Annotated in this window: 14 protein-coding genes; 6 read left to right on the top strand and 8 right to left on the bottom strand. The window is 64.2% G+C overall.

What is annotated here, in order from left to right; all coding sequences use genetic code 11:
- Window positions 1-177: 177 nt before the first annotated feature.
- From AC56K1_RS05410 to AC56K1_RS05420, 3 genes are all read right to left on the bottom strand, one after another.
- Window positions 178-945 (bottom strand): anti-sigma factor family protein, encoded by a 768-nt coding sequence (locus tag AC56K1_RS05410; protein WP_497156825.1) that lies wholly within the window; start codon window positions 943-945, stop codon window positions 178-180.
- Between the two features lie 21 nt (window positions 946-966).
- The gene (locus AC56K1_RS05415) at window positions 967-1,587 is read right to left on the bottom strand and encodes an LON peptidase substrate-binding domain-containing protein (protein ID WP_497156826.1); all 621 of its coding nucleotides are present in this window, start codon (window positions 1,585-1,587) and stop codon (window positions 967-969) included.
- A 71-nt stretch (window positions 1,588-1,658) separates the two neighbouring features.
- A complete protein-coding gene (locus AC56K1_RS05420) occupies window positions 1,659-2,090 on the bottom strand; it encodes a hypothetical protein (protein WP_497156827.1) in 432 nt (143 codons plus the stop codon).
- A gap of 197 nt (window positions 2,091-2,287) precedes the next feature.
- On the opposite strand from AC56K1_RS05420, the gene AC56K1_RS05425 reads away from it, so the two are divergent.
- Entirely contained in the window at window positions 2,288-4,564 is a 2,277-nt protein-coding gene (locus AC56K1_RS05425; protein WP_497156828.1) for a CHASE domain-containing protein, read from the top strand.
- A gap of 18 nt (window positions 4,565-4,582) precedes the next feature.
- Here AC56K1_RS05425 and AC56K1_RS05430 read toward each other — a convergent pair whose 3' ends face one another.
- Complete coding sequence (locus AC56K1_RS05430; RefSeq protein ID WP_497156829.1) at window positions 4,583-4,960, bottom strand: YybH family protein; 378 nt, start codon at window positions 4,958-4,960, stop codon at window positions 4,583-4,585.
- 135 nt (window positions 4,961-5,095) lie between these two features.
- On the bottom strand, window positions 5,096-7,000 hold the full coding sequence (locus AC56K1_RS05435) for a bifunctional diguanylate cyclase/phosphodiesterase (RefSeq protein ID WP_497156830.1): 1,905 nt from the start codon (window positions 6,998-7,000) through the stop codon (window positions 5,096-5,098).
- Between the two features lie 264 nt (window positions 7,001-7,264).
- Between AC56K1_RS05435 and AC56K1_RS05440 the strand changes: the two genes are divergently transcribed.
- The 3 genes from AC56K1_RS05440 (at window position 7,265) to AC56K1_RS05450 (ending at window position 9,109) form a co-directional block, all read left to right on the top strand.
- On the top strand, window positions 7,265-7,654 hold the full coding sequence (locus AC56K1_RS05440) for a YbaN family protein (protein WP_497156831.1): 390 nt from the start codon (window positions 7,265-7,267) through the stop codon (window positions 7,652-7,654).
- A gap of 111 nt (window positions 7,655-7,765) precedes the next feature.
- Window positions 7,766-8,740, top strand: coding sequence for a ribonuclease Z (locus AC56K1_RS05445; RefSeq protein WP_497156832.1), 975 nt, complete (start codon window positions 7,766-7,768; stop codon window positions 8,738-8,740).
- Window positions 8,741-8,761: 21 nt separating this feature from the next.
- A complete protein-coding gene (locus AC56K1_RS05450) occupies window positions 8,762-9,109 on the top strand; it encodes a hypothetical protein (protein ID WP_497156833.1) in 348 nt (115 codons plus the stop codon).
- Window positions 9,110-9,128: 19 nt separating this feature from the next.
- Here the strand turns inward: AC56K1_RS05450 and AC56K1_RS05455 are convergent, their stop codons facing one another.
- Window positions 9,129-11,819 (bottom strand): TonB-dependent receptor, encoded by a 2,691-nt coding sequence (locus AC56K1_RS05455; protein WP_497156834.1) that lies wholly within the window; start codon window positions 11,817-11,819, stop codon window positions 9,129-9,131.
- A gap of 256 nt (window positions 11,820-12,075) precedes the next feature.
- Here AC56K1_RS05455 and AC56K1_RS05460 point away from each other — a divergent pair, with 256 nt between their 5' ends.
- On the top strand, window positions 12,076-13,119 hold the full coding sequence (locus AC56K1_RS05460; protein ID WP_497156835.1) for a UDP-glucose--hexose-1-phosphate uridylyltransferase: 1,044 nt from the start codon (window positions 12,076-12,078) through the stop codon (window positions 13,117-13,119).
- Between the two features lie 4 nt (window positions 13,120-13,123).
- Here the strand turns inward: AC56K1_RS05460 and AC56K1_RS05465 are convergent, their stop codons facing one another.
- Complete coding sequence (locus AC56K1_RS05465; RefSeq protein ID WP_497156836.1) at window positions 13,124-13,945, bottom strand: SDR family NAD(P)-dependent oxidoreductase; 822 nt, start codon at window positions 13,943-13,945, stop codon at window positions 13,124-13,126.
- A 281-nt stretch (window positions 13,946-14,226) separates the two neighbouring features.
- Here AC56K1_RS05465 and AC56K1_RS05470 point away from each other — a divergent pair, with 281 nt between their 5' ends.
- Complete coding sequence (locus tag AC56K1_RS05470) at window positions 14,227-14,853, top strand: DUF4082 domain-containing protein (protein WP_497156837.1); 627 nt, start codon at window positions 14,227-14,229, stop codon at window positions 14,851-14,853.
- A gap of 504 nt (window positions 14,854-15,357) precedes the next feature.
- Here the strand turns inward: AC56K1_RS05470 and AC56K1_RS05475 are convergent.
- Window positions 15,358-17,616: a hypothetical protein gene (locus AC56K1_RS05475; RefSeq protein ID WP_497156838.1), complete on the bottom strand. Its 2,259-nt coding sequence runs from the start codon at window positions 17,614-17,616 to the stop codon at window positions 15,358-15,360.
- Window positions 17,617-17,833 lie beyond the last annotated feature (217 nt).

The raw sequence follows: 17,833 nt of genomic DNA on the forward strand, positions 1-17,833 counted from the left end.
AGCTTCCAGATGGGACGGCAGGCCAGGGGCCGGTGCCGCGGAGGGCGCCGGAACACGGGCGCGCGGACGTAGACGCACTTTAGCGGCCTACACGATACCTGAAATCGCCCCCCCTGTATATAAGGTCCTGTTTGGGGGGAATTTTTTCACAAGCATACGCATACGCCGGCCGGGTAGTCAGGGCCGCCAGCCGCGCTGCTGGGCGGCGCGTTCGGCCACCGGGTCGAGCGTGGCGCCGACGATGCGCGCGTCGATCGCGGTTTGGACCGCCGGCGGCAGCACGCTGCCGTCGACCCAGGCCGCGCCGGCCCCGGCCTGGGCCACCACGGGGATGGTCCAGCGCCCGCCTGCGCGGCAGGCCAGGCCGGCGGTGGTGTCGACCACGAAGCTGCGGCAATAGCTGCCATCTTTCGAAACAAACGTGACGCCGATGCGCACCCCGGTCTCGGACGGTCCGGGGCTGGCCAGCTGGTCGGCCAGGGCGTCGGTGAGCTTGCCGCGCGCCACCAGCGCGCCGTCGCTGGCCATGAGGGTGACCAGGTCGGGGTTGGGCCGCAGCGCCTGCCAGCCGAGCGCCCCGGCAGCCGCGCCGATGGCAAGCGCCGCGCCGATGGCCGCCCAGTGGCGCGTGCCCCAGGAGGGCGGCGCCGGCGGGACCGGCGGCGCGATGGCGCGCCCCGGGCGGATGGTGTCGAGGTGGACGATCTTGGCGCCGCGCGTTGGCGGCGAGCGATGGGGAGGCTTGTTGTTGCCGTTGCCGTCGTGGCCGTTGGCCGAGACGCTGAAGATGTGCGAGCGCCCCAGGCTGGAGTGCTCCTTGCGGTGCTGGGCCAGGCGCGCCGCCAGCACCGGGTCGGCGTGGACGGCCCGCTCGACCGCCGCGCGTGCCGGCTCGGCCAACTCGCCGTTGATGTAGGCAATCAGGAGGTCGTCCGAGAATTTCATGCCAGCACGCCAATGTGTAAGCTAGGAGGTGATCAATCCATGTTCGTCGAGGACATCGTGCAGCACTTCGAGCCGGATCACGGGATTGTCGAGCATGAGCATCTGGTGCTTCTGCTGGTTGGGCAGCGGCAGCAGTTCGCACCAGCGGTTCGCCACCCAGCCACAATCGTCGAGGCGGAACGGCGGTTGCACCGGCCAGCGGTGCTGGGGTACGTCGTGCAGCGAAGACAGTACCCGGTCGAGCGCGTCGGACGCGCCCTGCAGTTCGGACGGCACCCGCACCGTGTGGTCGTCTTCGACCAGCTCGGCCTCGGCCATCCACAGCCCGTTCGGGCGCTGTTCGGCCGTCACCACCGTGAAACGCGAACCGCCGCGGCACAGCACCTGCAGCAGGCCCGGCGTGGAGGTGGTGGTTTCGGTGACCGAAGCAATCGTGCCGGAGGCAACGAAACGTTCCGGGTCACCCTCGGGCTGGCGCACTTCATGTCCCTGCGTGAGCAATACCACCCCGAACGGCGTGTCCTCGGTGAGGCAGCGGCTGATCATGTCGAGGTAGCGCACCTCGAACACCTGCAGCGGCAATACCCCGTCCGGGAACAGTACCGTACTGAGCGGGAATAGCGGCATGGAAATCGTCGACATGATCCCATCATGACAGAATCACAGCGGGGACCGGAGCACGATTGAGGGACGATTTTTCCGCTTCCGGGTGTTCAGGAATCCGGCGCCTTCAATGGCATCGTGCGAATCGCATTGCCGAGGTTGGCGAGCCGCCAGCGCAACCTCGCCAGGCCCGGATCGGGCATCGGCACCACCTGCACGTGCAGCACCCCGCCCGGCAGCGCCGGACAGGGAATCGCCCGCTCACCCGCTTCCTCGACCGGCAGGCGGAACTCGCCGCCGGGCGCCAGCTGCACCGGGCCGAAGACCAGGGGCGCGCTGCTGCGGTTGCGCAGCAGGAGCACGTCCTGCACGCCGAGCGTCAGGCGCACGCTGGACTGCCGGCTCTTGGGCCCGATCTCCAGCAGCAGCTCGTGGCTGGCGCCACGCAGCGGCGCCAGCGTCCCCCAGAGCAGGGCCAGCAGGATGCCGCCCGCCAGCAGGGTCAGGGGCCAGTGCCGGCGCCAGGCAGGCAGGGGCGTCATGCGTGGTGCGGCGCAGGGGCGCCAGGCAAGAAGATGGTCATCGCGTCAGAGTCGTGCATCGAGTTATTTTTATCAGTAATAGCCCTGCCAAACCCAAGCACTCGCGTGCGCCTTAACCCAGCAAGGATGCGTATCCTACTGCTTTTCGCGCGATTCCGATCAACCTGCCCCACGGCCCCCGCCGCGCGTACGACCACATGCAGCAGCCTTCTTCCGCCGACACCAGCCGCATTCCCCTGCCCGGCTCCGGACAGATGCCCCTGCTGCTGGCGATGCTGGTCCTGCTGGTCACGCTCCTGGTCACCTTCAGCGCATGGAACGGCGCCCAGCGCACCGCCCAGGCCCAGTTCCTGGAAACCTTCGATTACCGCACCCGCGACATGGCCTTCAGCATCAGCCGGCGCATGGCGGTGTACGAGCAGGTGCTGCGCGGCGCACGCGGCTACCTGCGCGGCTCGGTCGACGTATCGCGGCGCGACTGGGAAGAATATTACCGGGTGCTGGGGCTGGAGCAGTCGTTTCCCGGCCTGGAAGCACTCGGCATTGCCCAGATCGTGCCGCCTGCCGCGCTGGCCGCGCACGAGGCCGCCATGCGGCGCGAGGGTTTCTCTCAATATGCGGTGCATCCTTCGCTGCAGACCGCGGGACCGCGCCCGCTGTACACCGCCATCGCCCGCATCGAGCCCTTCCTTGGCGGCAACCTGCGCGCCTTCGGCTACGACATGTTCAGCGAACCGGTGCGCCGCGCCGCCATGGTGCGCGCGCGCGACAGCGGACAGGCGGCCCTGAGCGGCAAGGTGGTGCTGGTCCAGAACCGCAAGGGTGCGCCGCAGCCCGGCGTCGTCATGTACCTGCCGGTCTACCGGGCCGGGCAGCTGGCCGGCACGGTCGAGCAGCGCCGCGCCGCCATCCTGGGCTGGGTGTACGCACCCTTTCGCATGAACGACCTGATGCGGGAGCTGGGCGGCGCCCATTCGACCGACCTCGACATCGAGATCCACGACGGCGAGCCAAGGGACGGCGCGACCCTGCTCTACCGCTCGGTCGATGCGCCCGCGCGCGCGGCGCGCCTCAAGGCCAGCGCCCAGATCGTGCCGGGCGGGCGCACCTGGACCATCTGGATGCGTTCCAGCGCCGCCCTGGAAAACAGCCTCGACACCACGCGCCCGCGCCTGGTCGCGCTCACCGGCATCAGCCTGAGCATACTGCTCAGCATCGTGGTCTGGCTGCTGGCGCGGCAGCGGCGCGGCGCGCTGCAACTGGCGCAGGGCATGACGCTGGAACTGCGCGAATCGCACGACCAGGTTGCCGCCGAGCAGAAGCGCATGCAGGTCATCCTCGAGAACGCCCCGGACGCCTTCCTGGCGCTCGACAGCAGCGGCCGCATTACCGACTGGAATGCCCAGGCCACCCGGCTGTTCGGCTGGAGCGTGCAGGAAGCGATCGGGCGCGATGCCGGACAATTGCTGCCCGAGGAAGGACGCGCTGCCTTCCGCGCCAGCTTCGAGGCCTTTGCCGCCGGCGGCCACTGCCCGATGCTGGGCACGGTGACCGAACTGACCGTGCTCGACCGCGCAGGGCGCCCCGTCCCGGCCGAGCTGAACGTGGCGAAGCTGGCCGTCGGCAACGGCTTCGGCGCCACCGCCTTCGTGCGCGACATTACCCAGCGCAAGGAGACCGAAGCGCGCGAGCAGCAGCGCCAGCAGCGGCTGGACGAAGCGCGCCAGGCCCTCAGCCGTTCGCAGAAACTGGAAGCGGTCGGCAAGCTGACCGGCGGCGTGGCCCACGACTTCAACAATATCCTGCACATCATCAGCGCCAACGTGCAATTGATGCTGCGCGCGGACGGGGCCAACCGCAAGCGCCTGCTCAGCATCCTCGATGCGGTCGAGCGCGGCGCCAAGCTGGCCGGGCAATTGCTCGCCTTTGCGCGGCGCCAGCCGCTGCACCCGAGCAGCGTCGATATCGGCGAGCTGCTCGAGCGCATGGACAGCCTGGTGCTGCGTGCGGCGGGCGACAACATCCGGCTGGAAAAGATCGTCCCGCCCGGGCTGTGGCGGACCCTGGTCGACCCGAACCAGCTCGAAAACGTGCTGCTCAACCTGGTGATCAATGCGCGCGACGCGATGGAAGAAAATGGGCGCATCACCCTAGAGCTGAGCAATGTCACCATCGACCATGATCCGGAGCTGGCGCCGGGGGACTACGTCTCGGTGGCGGTTGCCGATTCGGGCCACGGCATGCCGCAGGAAGTGATGGAGCGCGCCTTCGAGCCTTTCTTCACCACCAAGCCCGAGGGCAAGGGCACCGGGCTCGGCCTGTCGATGGCGCATGGCTTCGCGCGCCAGAGCGGCGGCGACATCCGCCTCGCGAGCGAGCCGGACAAGGGCACGACGGTGACGATCTACCTGCCGCGCCACGCGGGGGCCACAGCCCGCCTGCCTGCCGATACGGGCGTGGCGGCACCCCACTAAACGGCTGTACCCCGCCTCTTATTGGGTGTTGAACATGTCGCGGTAGATGCGCCAGTCGCCGCCCACCTTGCGCCAGACGATCAGGTAGCGGCCCTCGGCCGCCAGGACGCGCTCGCCGCCTGGCGGCACGGCATACAGCTCGTAACGGCCGGTCTCGGTTGCCTGGAAAGCGTCGCCATCGACTTCCTCGGTCGTGAAGCGCGCGCCGGCGATGCCCTTGTCCATGGCGCCGGCAAAGAAGGCGGCGATCGCGGCGCGCCCAAGGCAGGATGGCGCGCCCTGCGGGATCAGCTGCGCATCCCCGGTATACAGCAATGCCGCGCGGCTGGCGTCGCGCTGGCCGACCGCTTCGGCAAGCTGGTCCTGTACTGCCTGGATCTCGTCTTTCAAGGCCATCTTCAACTCCTTGTCATGGGGCATGGTGCCCGGTTCGTGCAACCCGATTCGCGTACGCCGCCACGCGTTCGGCCAGTGGATGAACAGCCGCACGGGCGGCATCGCGTGGCGTTGACCGCGTGGGCGGCGCGGGCATCAAGCGGCCTCCCCCCGATACCGGCCCGACACCCGGTTGCGCCCATGCGACTTCGCATCGTACATCGCCAGGTCGGCGCTGCGCAGCAGGGCGTCGGCGTCGAGGCCGTTGTCCGGGAACATCGCGCAGCCCAGGCTGCCGGAGATGCAGTGCACCAGCTCGCCGTCCTCGAAAGGTTCGTTCAGCTGCCCCAGGATGTTCTCGGCCACGCGGGCGGCGTCGTCGTGGCTGTCGCAGCGCGGCAGCAGCACGACGAATTCGTCGCCGCCGATGCGGGCGAGCGTGTCGGCATCGCGCAGGCCCGCGCGCAGGCGGCGCGCCACCAGTTGCAGCAGGCGGTCGCCGGCGGCGTGGCCGTGGGTGTCGTTGACCGGCTTGAACTTGTCCAGGTCGAAGTAGATCACCGCGACCTTGTGGCCGTCGCGGCTGGCCGCGCGGATCGCCTGGCGCAGGCGGTCGCCCAGCAGCACACGGTTGGGCAGGCCGGTGAGCGCGTCTTCGTGCGCCATGCGGCGCATGCGCGCTTCCTCGCGCTTGCGGGCATTGATGTTCGAGAAGGTGCCGACCATGCGCAGCGGCTGGCCGAGCTCGTCGCGCTCGCCGACAGTGCCGTGCGCGTCGATCCAGCTCCACTCGCCGCTGCGCAGGCGGACCCGGAACTCGGTGGCGAAGTCCGGCGCGCGCCCGGCCAGGTGGCTGCGCAGCTGGGCGCGCAGCTGCGGCAGGTCTTCCGGATGGACGATGGCGTCGAGCGCGCTGCCGTACCACGAGATCACCGAGCGGTCGGTGTCGAGAATCATCTGGGCGCGCGGCGACAGCGTGGCCAGGCCGGTGACGACGTCGCAGTCCCAGACACCGTCGCCGGCCGCATTCAGGGCCAGCTTCCAGCGCGCCTCGGCCGCGGCCAGCGCCTTCAGCGCGCGGCGGCGGCGGTCGGCCGCTGCGAGGGCGGCCCAGCCCAGCAGCGCCATCACCACCGACACTGCACTGCCGACCCCGGACAGCACCGCGCGCTGCTGCGCGAAGCGGGCATTGGCGTCGCGCACGGCCTGGCCGACCGTCACCACCATGCCGTACTCGGGGATCTTGTGCCAGGCGTAGAAGCGCTCGACCGCGTCGATCTGGCCGACGCGGCGGAAGCTCCCGGTGACCGGGCTTTGTTCGGTATGCGGATTGTCCTTCAGGACCGTGCCGATGCCGTTGTGGCGGTCGGCGCGGGTGCTGCGCGCGATGATGGCGCCATCGAGCGTGCGGATCAGCGACACCGAGCCGCTGGGCCCGAGGTCGATGTCCTCGTAGAAGCGCACGAAATAATCGGGCGACACCGCGGCGACGATCACGCCCTGCAGCCGGCCGCCGGCATCGCGGATCGAGCGGCTGAACTGGACCACCCACGATTTGGTCAGCGGCGAGATCACGGGACGGTGCACATGGAAGCCGTCGTCGTTGGTCTGCAGGTGGACGCTGTAGGCGGCCGAACCGCTCATGTCCAGGCCTTCGCGCGCGAGCCCCAGGTTGGTGTAGACCAGCTTGCCGCCGGCGTCGAGCACGTTGATCAGCATCGGCGCCCGGTAGCGCAGGTGGCGCGCATGCTCGCCCACGGTCTGGGCAAAGCCGTCGCGGTCGCGCTGCCAGGTCGAGCGCAACTGCAGCAGCGACAGGTCGACGATGCCGACCGTGGCGCGCACTTCCTCGGAGAAGGCGCGCGCAGTGTTGCGCAGGTCGCGGTTGCTGCCGGCTTCGGCCAGGGAGGTAAAGCGTGATTGTTCCACCGCCACCAGGCCCCAGACGATCGGCAGCATGAAGGCCAGGTAGATCGCCAGGTCGCGCAGCACGCGGGGCCGGAAGAATTGTCCGATGCGCGTGCCCGACGAGGGCGATGACGATAAGGTGGACGAAGGCATGGACGACAAAGCGGCTGGCAAGGTGGCACGTCGAGGCGAAGCCGGGCGTCCTGCTCGCGCCCGAAACCGTGCTGGATCGCGCCCGTCGCGAATACATTGATTATACCTACTGTTTATTACCAGAACTCATCGCGCGGGGCAAATTTGCTGAATTTGCTTACCGTTAAGTGTCGTGAAATTTTCTTTCATTACCTATCATTTCGTGAAATATTCTTTCACCATCGCGGCAGTGCCGCGCATATGCACGCATGCTAGAGTGGCAGCATGAAACTGTTCTATAACGTGATGGGCGCGCTGTGCGTGGTGCTGGGGATCATCGGCATCTTCCTGCCGCTGCTGCCCACTACGCCCTTCCTGCTGCTGGCGTCCTGGTGCTTCGCGCGCGGATCAAGACGCCTGCACCGCTGGCTGCTGTCGCACCGCGTCTTCGGGGACTACCTGCGCAATTTCGAAGCCGGGCGCGGCATCCCGCTGCGCGCGAAGATCGTCGCCACCGTCTTGTTGTGGAGTTCGCTGCTGATGGCGATGGGGCGCTTCGACAGCCTCGCCGTGCCTGCCCTGCTGGCGCTGACCGGAACCTGCGTCAGCATCTATTTGTGGCGCTTCCTGCCGACGCTGCGGCTCGAGCGCAGCCAGTCCGGGCCCCGCTCGTGAGCCCGGCAAGAGCGCGATCAAACTATCCTGCTTTTCTCCCCTCCTTCAGCCCGGCGGCGCGCGCACACCAATCCCGGATAATGACGTCTCGATCGTGCACGCGGGACGCTTATGGAAATCCAGTTTCTCGGAACATCAGCCGGCACGCCGACCCGGACCCGCAACATGACGGCCTGCGCCATCCGCACCCGCGGCGCGAAGCACTGGGCCCTGGTCGATTGCGCGGAAGGCACGCAATACCGCCTGCAGCGCACGAACCTGTCGCCGGTAAGCCTGCGCGCCATCTTCATCACCCACCTGCACGGCGACCATTGCTATGGCTTGCCCGGCCTGCTGGCCACGGCCGGCATGCTCAACCGGACCGCGCCGATGGCCGTCGTCGGCCCGCCCCCGCTGCGCGCGATGATCGAGGCCATCATGGAGGCGACCCAGCTCACGCTGCCCTATCCGATCGACTGGGTGGCCATCGAGGACCTGCCCCGTACAAAGGTCTTGCCCGACCTGGACGTGACCGCCACGCCGCTCTCGCACCGGATCGCCACCCATGCCTACGCCTTTACCGAGGCGCGCGTCGAACGCAAGCTCGACCTCGACAAGCTCGAGGCCGGCGGCATCGCTTCCGGCCCGGCCTGGGGCGAGATCCAGCAGGGACGGGACGTGCTCCTTCCGGACGGGCGACAGATAAGGGCCGTGGACTTCCTGCAGCCGCCGCGCAGGTCGCGCAAGATCATCATCGCCGGCGACAACGACCGCCCCGAGCTGCTTGCGAGGGAAGCGGCGGGCGCCGACCTGCTGGTGCACGAAGCGACCTATACCGAAGCGATCCTGCGCAAGGTCGGCCCCGGCCCCCAGCACAGCTCGGCGGCCATGGTGGCCCGCTTCGCCCAGCAGGCCGGGCTCCCCAACCTCATCCTGACCCATTTCAGCCCGCGCTACCAGGACCGCACGAGGGGACCAAATACAGCACTGACCCTGGACGACATCGAGCGCGAAGCCCGCGAGCATTACACCGGCACGCTGGCCCTGGCGCGCGACCTCGACCGCTACGAGCTGGCGAAGGACGGCAGCGTGCAGGCTGCGCCCTAGAGGTCCAGCTACAATTGCCCCATGCCGAAAAAAAACCCCATCTTTCCCGGCCCGCTGACCGCCCGCGGCGCGGTGCTCGCGGTGCTGCTGTCGAACGAAGACCAGACCGGCGCCGAACCGATGCGCGGCCGCATCACCCTGGCCGCCATCGTGCGCGCCCTCAAGCGCAAATACCACTGGCCGATCGAGACCGAAAGCTTCCCGTCCAACGATGTCGATGGCCGCGCCACCTGGGCCACCGTCTACAGCCTGCCGCCTGACGTGATCACCAGGGCGCTGAAGGCAGGCGGCCGCGACTGGCTGACAAGCCGGCGCGCTAGCAAGGGCCTGGGCGCACCCGGCCGGGATGAGGCGGACCCGGAGGATTGATCGGCCACCGGCTCCCCACTTACATCCTCCAGCGCAGCGACAGCCCCACCACCCGGTCATAGCGGCGCACGTCGCGCGGATTGCTCGGAATGCCGTGGTAGTCGTGATAGGTGCGATCCCTGATGTTCTCGACGTCCAGGGTCACACCCACGTTCTCGTTGATGCGGTAGGACAGCGAAGCATCGGCCGTCTTGATCGGATCGACGATCAGGTCGAAGCCCAGGGCGCGGTAGTTGTAGGCATCGACGAACTGGCTGCGGTAGTTGTAGGCCAGGCGGGCCGACCACGGGCCGCGTTCGTACAGGCCGACGATGTTATAGGCATTCTTCGACATGCCCACGAAGGGATTCTTGACGCCGTCGTCCAGCAGGTAGCCTTTCATGTAAGTGTAGTTCGCCTCCAGCCCGAAGCCGCCCAGCCAGCCGGGCAGGAAATCGTAGAACTGGCGGTAGCCCAGCTCGATGCCCTTGAGCTGGCCCTCGTTCACGTTGCGCGGGCGGTCCATGCGGTAAGGCAGCCCGCCGATGGTCTCCATCCCGAGGCGGCGGATGATGTAGTTCTCGAAGTCGTGCCGGAAGGCCGTCGCCGTGAGGCTGCCGGTCGGTGCGAAATACCATTCGAGCGCGGCGTCGTAGTTGCGGCCCACCACGGGCTTCAGGTCCGGGTTGCCGCCGCCGCCTTCGTAGATGCCCTGGCCGTTCGGGGTGGCGCCGAGCGATTCGCCCGGATTGAAGTCGCCGAAGTTCGGACGCTGGATCGCCTTGCCGGCGTTGAAGCGGGCAATCAGGTCTTTCGTCAGCAGCGCCTTCAGGGTCAGGTTCGGCAGCACGTCGTTGTCGGAAGTCTTGCGGTTGACCGCGACCGGCTGGCCGTTGACGTTGGAGAAACCGTTCACGTCCAGCTCCGTCCTGACCAGGCGCGCACCCGCCGTACCCTGCACCGGGACGCCGCCCAGCTCGAAGCCGAATTTGGTCTTGAGGTAGAAGGCGGACGTGTCTTCCTCGTTGCGGAACAGCGAGTACGGGTCGGGCGCGGTCCGGCCATTGCGCCCGTACAGCGTGCGCACGGCCTCGATGTTGGCATGCTGGTAGTTGTTGCACACGACCAGCCACTGGTTCATGCCGTAGTCGTTCGCCAGCGGCATCGACGGGCACAGCAGCCCCGGCACCGAGCCGACCGCCGGCAGGTTGGCGTTCGGCGGCAGGAAGTTCATGCTCTCGTGCTGGTAGGACGCCTTGCGCGCCGCCACCCGCACCCCGGCCGAAAATTCCCGGAACAGGCCGGCCTCGCCATTGTCGTAGTTGGCGTCCACGCGCCAGTCGGTGGACTGGCCGCTTGAAGCCGACCAGTTGTCGATAAAGGCGCCCAGGCGGTAGCTATTGGGGCTCATCATGTCGGTGCCCGGATAGTCGAACCAGGCGCCGCCATTGACATAGGTGCGGCCCGTCACGGTCTGCGGATCGGCCAGCAATTCCATGATCGGGAAGTCCTGCTTCCAGCGGCTGGTGGTGCGCGCCAGTTCCGTCGTCAAGCGCAGGTTGCGCGTCACGTCCCAGCGCGCGCCGACCGCGCCCTGGTGGCCTTCCGAATCGTCGCGCGGCGACTGGTTCGAGCTGAGCGTGAAGATGTGGGCGTTCCCGGCGGGTTTGGTCGCCGTCACGGTATCGATCTGGTTGGTGCCCGGGATCAGGGTGTATACCGGATTGGTATAGCGCCCGCCGCCCCAGTCGACGTCGCCGCCGGCGGTCCAGGGCTGGGCATTCCAGCCCAGGTGGCCCACGAAGAACTGGCGCTCGGCATCGTGGTCGATGCGGGTCGACCAGCCTTCGGCATACAGCTCGACCTCGCGCACCGGGCGCCATTGCACGGCCCAGTTGGCGGCGTAGCGCATGCGCTCGCCCTGGTAATTCACGTGGCCCAGGTCGAAGGGGCCGGTGACGGTGGAATTGCCGGCGACCGGGCGCTCCGGCGGGGAGTTCCAGGTCACTTCGTCATGGTAATTGCCCTTCTGGTAGGACAGGCCGGCCAGCACGCCGACTTCGCCGTAGGCGCCCTTCCAGCGGTTCGACAGCATGCCGGAGAGTTGCGGGTCGTTGGTGCTGGACTTGTCGCGGTGCTCGACGCGGCCCGCCAGGTTGGCGGTGAAGCCCTTGAAGTCGAAGGGACGCGAAGTGCGCACGTCGATCACGCCTGCCGTGCCGCCCTCGACCATCTCGGCGCCCTGCGTCTTGTAGACGTCGATTCGCTGCAGCATGGTGGTCGGGATGTCGGCCAGATACAGGTTGCGCCCGTTCGACGTATAGACTTCGCGCCCGTTGAGCAAGGTAATCAAGCCCGGCAAGCCGCGCACGATCACCGAATTGGCTTCGCCGAACTCGCGGCGGATCTGCACGCCGGTGACCCGCCCCAAGATCTCGGCCACGTTCTTGTCCGGGAATTTGCCCGCCTCTTCCGCGACGATCGAATCGACCACCTCGTCGGCGTTCTTCTTGATCGCCTGCGCGCTCTGGGCAGCGCGGCGTACGCCGGTCACGACCACGGAATTGATGGGCTGCTTGGCCTGCTCTTCCTCTGCGACGACCTGGGCGTCCTGGGCGGCCGCCGCTGCGCTGGCCAGCAGCCCGGCGCTGCCGAGTGCAGCCGCCATGAGCGTGAGGATGAAGGGATTCTTGCGGGCAATGCAGCGGCTTCCCGAACCTGGGTTACGCATGGCGTCTGTCTCCTTGTTGTATTTGTATGGTCCACGGCTGAGCGTGGCCTGGGGCCATACTATTCGGGGAGTCAGGCCGAAATCCAATTCAATTTTCCCGCGTTCCGATACCGTTATGGGTATCTCCCGGCGTCGCTGCCAACCCGTGCGCGTTTGCCCCGGGCAAAGTGGCAAAATCGAGCGCCAGTCACCACACCAGGCCAAGGGCAGCAGCCCGCCGCAGCGCCCTGCCCACCTGGAGCACACAAGGAATCCCATGTTCAATCCCTCCGACCATCCCCACCGCCGCTACAACCCGCTCATGGACGAATGGGTGCTGGTGTCGCCCCACCGCGCCAAGCGCCCGTGGCAGGGCCAGCAGGAAGCGGTGGACCGCGCCGCCAAGCCGGCCCACGACCCCGACTGCTACCTGTGCGCGGGCAATACCCGCGTCAACGGCGAACACAACCCGCCGTACGAAGGCACCTATGTGTTCACGAATGATTTCGCGGCCCTGACGGCCGACACGCCCGAAGCCGCGCCGGGCGACGATCCCCTGTTCCAGACCATGAGCGCGCGCGGCACCAGCCGCGTCATCTGCTTCTCGCCCGACCACAGCAAATCGCTGCCGCTATTGAGCCTGCCGGCCATCGAGGGCGTGATCAACGCCTGGTGCGAACAAGCAGCCGAACTGGGCGCGACATACCGCTGGGTGCAGGTCTTCGAGAACAAGGGCGCCGTGATGGGCTGCTCCAACCCGCACCCGCACGGGCAGATCTGGGCCACCAGCTTCCTGCCCGTGCTGCCGGCCACCGAAGACGTCCAGCAGCGCGCCTATTTCGCGGAGCATGGCAAGCCGCTGCTGCTCGATTACGTGGAGCGCGAAGCGGCCGATGGCGAACGGGTCGTGGTCAGTACCGATCACTGGCTGGCGGTGGTGCCCTACTGGGCCAGCTGGCCATTCGAGACCATCCTGCTGCCGCGCTTCCCGGTGCAGCGCCTGGAACAGCTCAACGAAGTGCAGCGCGCCGACCTGGCGCTGGCGCTTCAACAGCTGACGATCCGCTACGACAACCTGTTCCAGTCATCCTTCCCGTATTCGATGGGCTGGCACGGCGCGCCGTATGACGCGAACGACGCGACGCCCTGGCAGCTGCACGCCCACTTCTACCCGCCCCTGCTGCGCTCGGCCTCGGTGCGCAAGTTCATGGTCGGCTTCGAGATGCTGGCCGAGACCCAGCGCGACCTGACGCCGGAGCAGGCCGCGGCGCAGTTGCGGGCGGTGCCGGAGGTGCATTACCTGCACGCCCAGGGCAGCTAAACAATCAGAAGCCGGTCAGGCCGCCGCTGCAGAGCAGCGTCTGGCCGCTGACGTAGTCGGACTCCGGAATGCAGAACAGGTAGACCGCGCCGGCCGCTTCGTCCGGCGTGCCGCCGCGGCCCAGCGGGATGGCGAGCTCCATCGCGGCCAGCGCGTCCGGCGGGACACCGAGCTTGATCTCGCGCCCGTCGATGCTGGCGTTGTCGCTGTCGGCGGTCAGGCGCGTCTTGATCAGGCCAAAGGCGACGCAATTCACGGTAACGTTCATCCGGCCCCATTCCTTGGCCAGGGTCTGGGTCATGCCGACCACGCCGGCCTTGGCCGCCGCATAGTTGGCCTGGCCCGCATTGCCGAACAGGCCGGCGATCGACGAGATGTTCACCACCTTGCGCACCCTTGGTGCGCCCGCGTCGGCCTCCGCCTTGCTGTAGGCGCGGATCAGCGGCTGGGCCGCGCGCAGCAGCCGGAACGGCGCGGTCAGGTGCACGTCCAGCATCGCTGCCCACTGCTCGTCGCCCATCTTCTGGATCACGTTGTCCCAGGTATAGCCGGCATTGTTGACGATGATGTCCAGGCCCTGGTATTCCGCGACCGCCGTCTCCAGGAAGCGCGCCGCGAAATCGGGCGCGGTCACGTTGCCGGCGCAGGCAACGGCCACGCCGCCCGCATCGCGGATTGCCTGCACGGTTTCCCGGGCCGGTTCTTCGTCGAGGTCATTGACGACGACGCGCGCGCCTTCGCTAGCTAGCTTGAGGGCGATGGAGCGGCCGATGCCGCGGCCTGCGCCGGTGATGATGGCGACCTTGCCGTCGAGCTTGAGTGTCATTGCCGGTCTCCTGATGAGTACAGTGGAATGAAGTGCTGTATGCATCGGAGTATACCGGCGCGGCAGAAGGTGCTGACCATCCAGCGTAGCAGCACCCATTGACTTGATCCGCAGCCGCAGGCCGAGAATGATGTGATTGCTGTCGGAAAATTTTACATGCCATAGATTAATGGAGCCCGGCTCGGTGGCAAGTTGCTGATTTGCATAAGTATTTTCCCAATGAAAATTCTTGGCATGGAAATTGCATATTGAAGGTTCATCTCCTACTCAACGACACTGCCATGAAAATCCAATCCCTGTTCCTCGCTGCCACTTTGCTTCTGTCCGCGCAAGCATCCGCCGCAGTCATTCCCGCGTATGCGTTCAGTGGCGCGGGAAACCAGACCTACGGCCAAAGCGCAACGTATGGCTACCGGTTTACGGCAACGTCCGATATCTTTGTTAACAGCCTTGGCTTCTTCGATCTGGGATCGAACGGACTGCTGGCTAGCCATCGCGTCGGCATCTGGGATTTGGGCGGTAATTTGCTGGCGAGCACGGTTGTCACGACTGGCAATAGCACCTTGTTCGGACCGCAAATTAACGGTGGTCAGTTCCGTTACACCACGATTTCGGATTTGAAATTAACGGCCAATACGACCTACACCCTGGGGGCAGCCATTGAAGGGGCCTCGGATGCATTCTTCTACGGCGTCACGAATCTGTCGCCGTCATCGCTTGTGAATGTGAGCACGGAAGGCTACTACAACGTCTCGTCACCCTTTGCCAACCCAGCATCTACGATCGGCAACCGCTATGCTGCCGGCTCGTTCACCATTCGTAGCGCCGACGTACCAGAGCCTTCGTCGATGTTGCTGGTTGCGATCGGCATGCTCGGTACCGGGCTGGCTCTCCGCAAGCGCCAATAAAGGCTTGGATAGGTAGGATTTAAGCAGCGCTTGATTCTGCAAGCGCCGGCTCATTCCTGACAGGTCCGCGTAATTGCACGCAGGGCCTGTCAGGAAGGGATCGAATCGAGATGGCGTTGAAGACAAGCTTCAGGACGCTACAACGACGTCCCAGTGTGATTTTGCAGAGTGCAAAAAGGGGCTACGAATTGTCGTAGCCTTTTTTTTGCAGAAGATTCTGGTAGGCCTCCCCGGAGTCGAACCGGGCACCAACGGATTATGAGTGCGTCGCTAGCGCTTTGCGCTACCTTGCTCCCGCTGCTCTTTCCCTTTCAGATCAACAGTTTACGCTAGCAGTGCCACTTGAGGCAATCAGGTTCGTAGTTCTTTGCTTGAGCATCGATTGAGCAGCCATTGAGCACGGATCAGAGACCCCACCCCGGGGGATACCCCCACCCCCTCTTATGATGCATTGCCGCTTCAAAATATCTCAGCAAAATTAAGACAACTGGCACGCTACTAACATTAGACGCTTGGCCACTTAACTAATAACTTTAAGGCGTCCCACACTCCACCCTGATATATGGCCGCTACTGCTAAAGACCCAGGCAAAGCAACTGCTTTTTTGCCGATCACAGCCATGAATTTAGAGAGTCCCCAGGTTTGCAAAGACTCCCTACGAGGTACATACAACGAAGCGAACAGGCAAGAGAGAGCTGGTATTAACATTGCTGCAGCAACAGCGCCCCATTTAGCCCATGCTTGCACGACGCCGTTCGTCATAGCGTTGAGGACGGCGAAGGTTCCAACACCAGCTATTCCCCCCAGCGCAACAGGAAGGATCACGAATAGGACTACAAACATAGTTCGTGTGAAACGTGCCTCTGCAGCTTGCACTCTCCGATCTCTTTCTTGAATCTCAACTGCTGCTGTTTGCTCATATGCCTGGCGGGCAGATTCAGCATTTGACGCTCTTTCCTCCGCCTCTGCAACGCGTCTAGCAGCCTCCCTAAGCTCCTCTTCTGTTGTGTTGAGTGTGCTTTGGGCTTGCTCTCGTTCGCCTCGTTCTCGCGACAGGTCAGACTCTGTCTGTGAGAGAACCGTGCGCGTTTGTACAAGCTCTTCAACCGTACGGCTGTGCTGAGTAAGCAACTCTTCGCGCACAAGTTCGAGGGTCTCGTCGGTTGTAATTTCAGCTTCTCGCAACCGTGTTCGTAGAGCTTGATTTGCTAAGACTGAACTAATTGTTGCTTCCGAGAGGTCGTCAATGTTTTCGAATCGTGAGAGAGAATTAAGAACGGCGATAGTCGCTCTCTCATCCTCGGGATCGAAGGACTGAACGAACAGAGGCATCCGAAGCGTATCGACCAATGTATCATCCAGCTTTTCACTGCGGGGAAGCCAAAATTGTATTAGCTGGACAAAGTTACTTGGATACAACACTACCGGCAACGTTGACGCTCCGGCATATTTCTTCTTTCTATCAAAGCCTATAAGGCGCCAATCTATTGTGACAGCCCAGTACTCGACATCAAGCGCCCTGTCATTTGTAGCGTCTCGGCGGTCTTGTACTGCATGCCAAAGAACAATGTCATGCAACAAGGTTTCATATCCTTTGCGCTTGCTTTCCGGAAGTTCAACAGCCTCCCGCTCCAGTTCACAGCGCAGATCCTCTAGAACGTCAAGTCGTACGTTGTAGATAGACGGATGCGCATCAAGAACTTTGATGCCTTTTTCATCAAGAATTGAACGCAGATCGTTGACATAGGGCGCAAAATATGACTCCGGGGTCAAGCCAGGCGTATTTGACGCAGCTTCAAAAAACTTCTTTGCTAAACTCGGTAACGGGTAAGTAGGCGCGACTCTGGATATCGCCGAAGTCGTACGAATGTGCTTGATGCGTTCAACCTGCGCTGCGAGTGTTCCTTGGGCCTCTGCCAGAGTACCTGGCAGAACGTACATTTTAATGTCTAGATGCTTAGAGCCTGCTCCAGCAATCTCGACAAGAGACGCTGCGGATTCATTGGTTGGATTATCGTGTAGCTTCAGTACAGAAAAGACGAAATTAGTGTCTAAGACGACTCGAATTTTACGTTTCTTACTTCTCCTGCCTTCGATTGCGCTAATAGTTTCAGGGGAGAGCTGAGAGGCCTCAGCAAAAAAGTGCGCAGACAGGAAACGTAGTACCTGAGCACGGCAAACGTGATTGTTAGGTGCAAAAAACGCAGCCATGACGCGCCTCAATCCTAACGAGCTTGAGGCAGGGAAGCCACTCAAGAACGAGGAAACCCAGTCCTCTTCTTTCTCTAAGTTTCCATCAGCAAGCAAATGGAAGAGGTTCGCTCCCGTGACCCGTACAGCCCCGAGGAGCGCCGTGGTAAAGCGTAACCATGCCTCCGCCGCATCAAGCTCAGGGCAGTGAGCGCCACAGGATTGAAGAAAAGATCCTTTACATTCTTCTTGCTCTCTTATTGCGGTCTCATGAGAGTCAGTTAGCGACTTCCGGGCTTGTTCAGTCAGCTTGAAGTTCGGTCCTGCCATCCTCGTAACAGTACCCTGTGTGCACAAGCTATCAAGCTGCCTCTCCAGATCCTGCATCGAGAAACGCACGCCCAGGTGGGCATCCAGCAGCTGAGAAATCTCGCTTAACGTCTGCACGGTCCCACAACGCCACAGGACACTCTGAATCACTTGACCTATTGCCTTTTTCCACCATCCAGACTCGTTGAGTTCAACGTGGTGGATCAGTGACACTATTTCAGGCGACAACTGCCGCTTTGCCATCTTATACCTCTACTATTGCGTCAATACTAGAGCTTAATCGACGGTTGCTGTTACGTCACCTAAAAATTAAATACATGCAACTTTCGGCTTCAAAAGCTTTGGCACAAGGGAAAGTAGATGGTTACTGTCATCAGTAACGAACTCAGGACCGTGGACTTTCAGTGGTCAGCTTAGCCTCTGAATTGCTGCTTCGATGAGCAAAGAAGTTGCGATAAAC

Source organism: Telluria sp. ZB4P37 (assembly GCF_059685855.1).

What these genes read in the sequence shown, in the direction of transcription:
- AC56K1_RS05410 (WP_497156825.1), bottom strand. Translation starts at nt 945, where the DNA reads ATGAAATTCTCGGACGACCTCCTGATTGCCTACATCAACGGCGAGTTG.
- AC56K1_RS05415 (WP_497156826.1), bottom strand. Translation starts at nt 1,587, where the DNA reads ATGTCGACGATTTCCATGCCGCTATTCCCGCTCAGTACGGTACTGTTC.
- AC56K1_RS05420 (WP_497156827.1), bottom strand. Translation starts at nt 2,090, where the DNA reads ATGACGCCCCTGCCTGCCTGGCGCCGGCACTGGCCCCTGACCCTGCTG.
- AC56K1_RS05425 (WP_497156828.1), top strand. Translation starts at nt 2,288, where the DNA reads ATGCAGCAGCCTTCTTCCGCCGACACCAGCCGCATTCCCCTGCCCGGC.
- AC56K1_RS05430 (WP_497156829.1), bottom strand. Translation starts at nt 4,960, where the DNA reads ATGGCCTTGAAAGACGAGATCCAGGCAGTACAGGACCAGCTTGCCGAA.
- AC56K1_RS05435 (WP_497156830.1), bottom strand. Translation starts at nt 7,000, where the DNA reads ATGCCTTCGTCCACCTTATCGTCATCGCCCTCGTCGGGCACGCGCATC.
- AC56K1_RS05440 (WP_497156831.1), top strand. Translation starts at nt 7,265, where the DNA reads ATGAAACTGTTCTATAACGTGATGGGCGCGCTGTGCGTGGTGCTGGGG.
- AC56K1_RS05445 (WP_497156832.1), top strand. Translation starts at nt 7,766, where the DNA reads ATGGAAATCCAGTTTCTCGGAACATCAGCCGGCACGCCGACCCGGACC.
- AC56K1_RS05450 (WP_497156833.1), top strand. Translation starts at nt 8,762, where the DNA reads ATGCCGAAAAAAAACCCCATCTTTCCCGGCCCGCTGACCGCCCGCGGC.
- AC56K1_RS05455 (WP_497156834.1), bottom strand. Translation starts at nt 11,819, where the DNA reads ATGCGTAACCCAGGTTCGGGAAGCCGCTGCATTGCCCGCAAGAATCCC.
- AC56K1_RS05460 (WP_497156835.1), top strand. Translation starts at nt 12,076, where the DNA reads ATGTTCAATCCCTCCGACCATCCCCACCGCCGCTACAACCCGCTCATG.
- AC56K1_RS05465 (WP_497156836.1), bottom strand. Translation starts at nt 13,945, where the DNA reads ATGACACTCAAGCTCGACGGCAAGGTCGCCATCATCACCGGCGCAGGC.
- AC56K1_RS05470 (WP_497156837.1), top strand. Translation starts at nt 14,227, where the DNA reads ATGAAAATCCAATCCCTGTTCCTCGCTGCCACTTTGCTTCTGTCCGCG.
- AC56K1_RS05475 (WP_497156838.1), bottom strand. Translation starts at nt 17,616, where the DNA reads ATGGCAAAGCGGCAGTTGTCGCCTGAAATAGTGTCACTGATCCACCAC.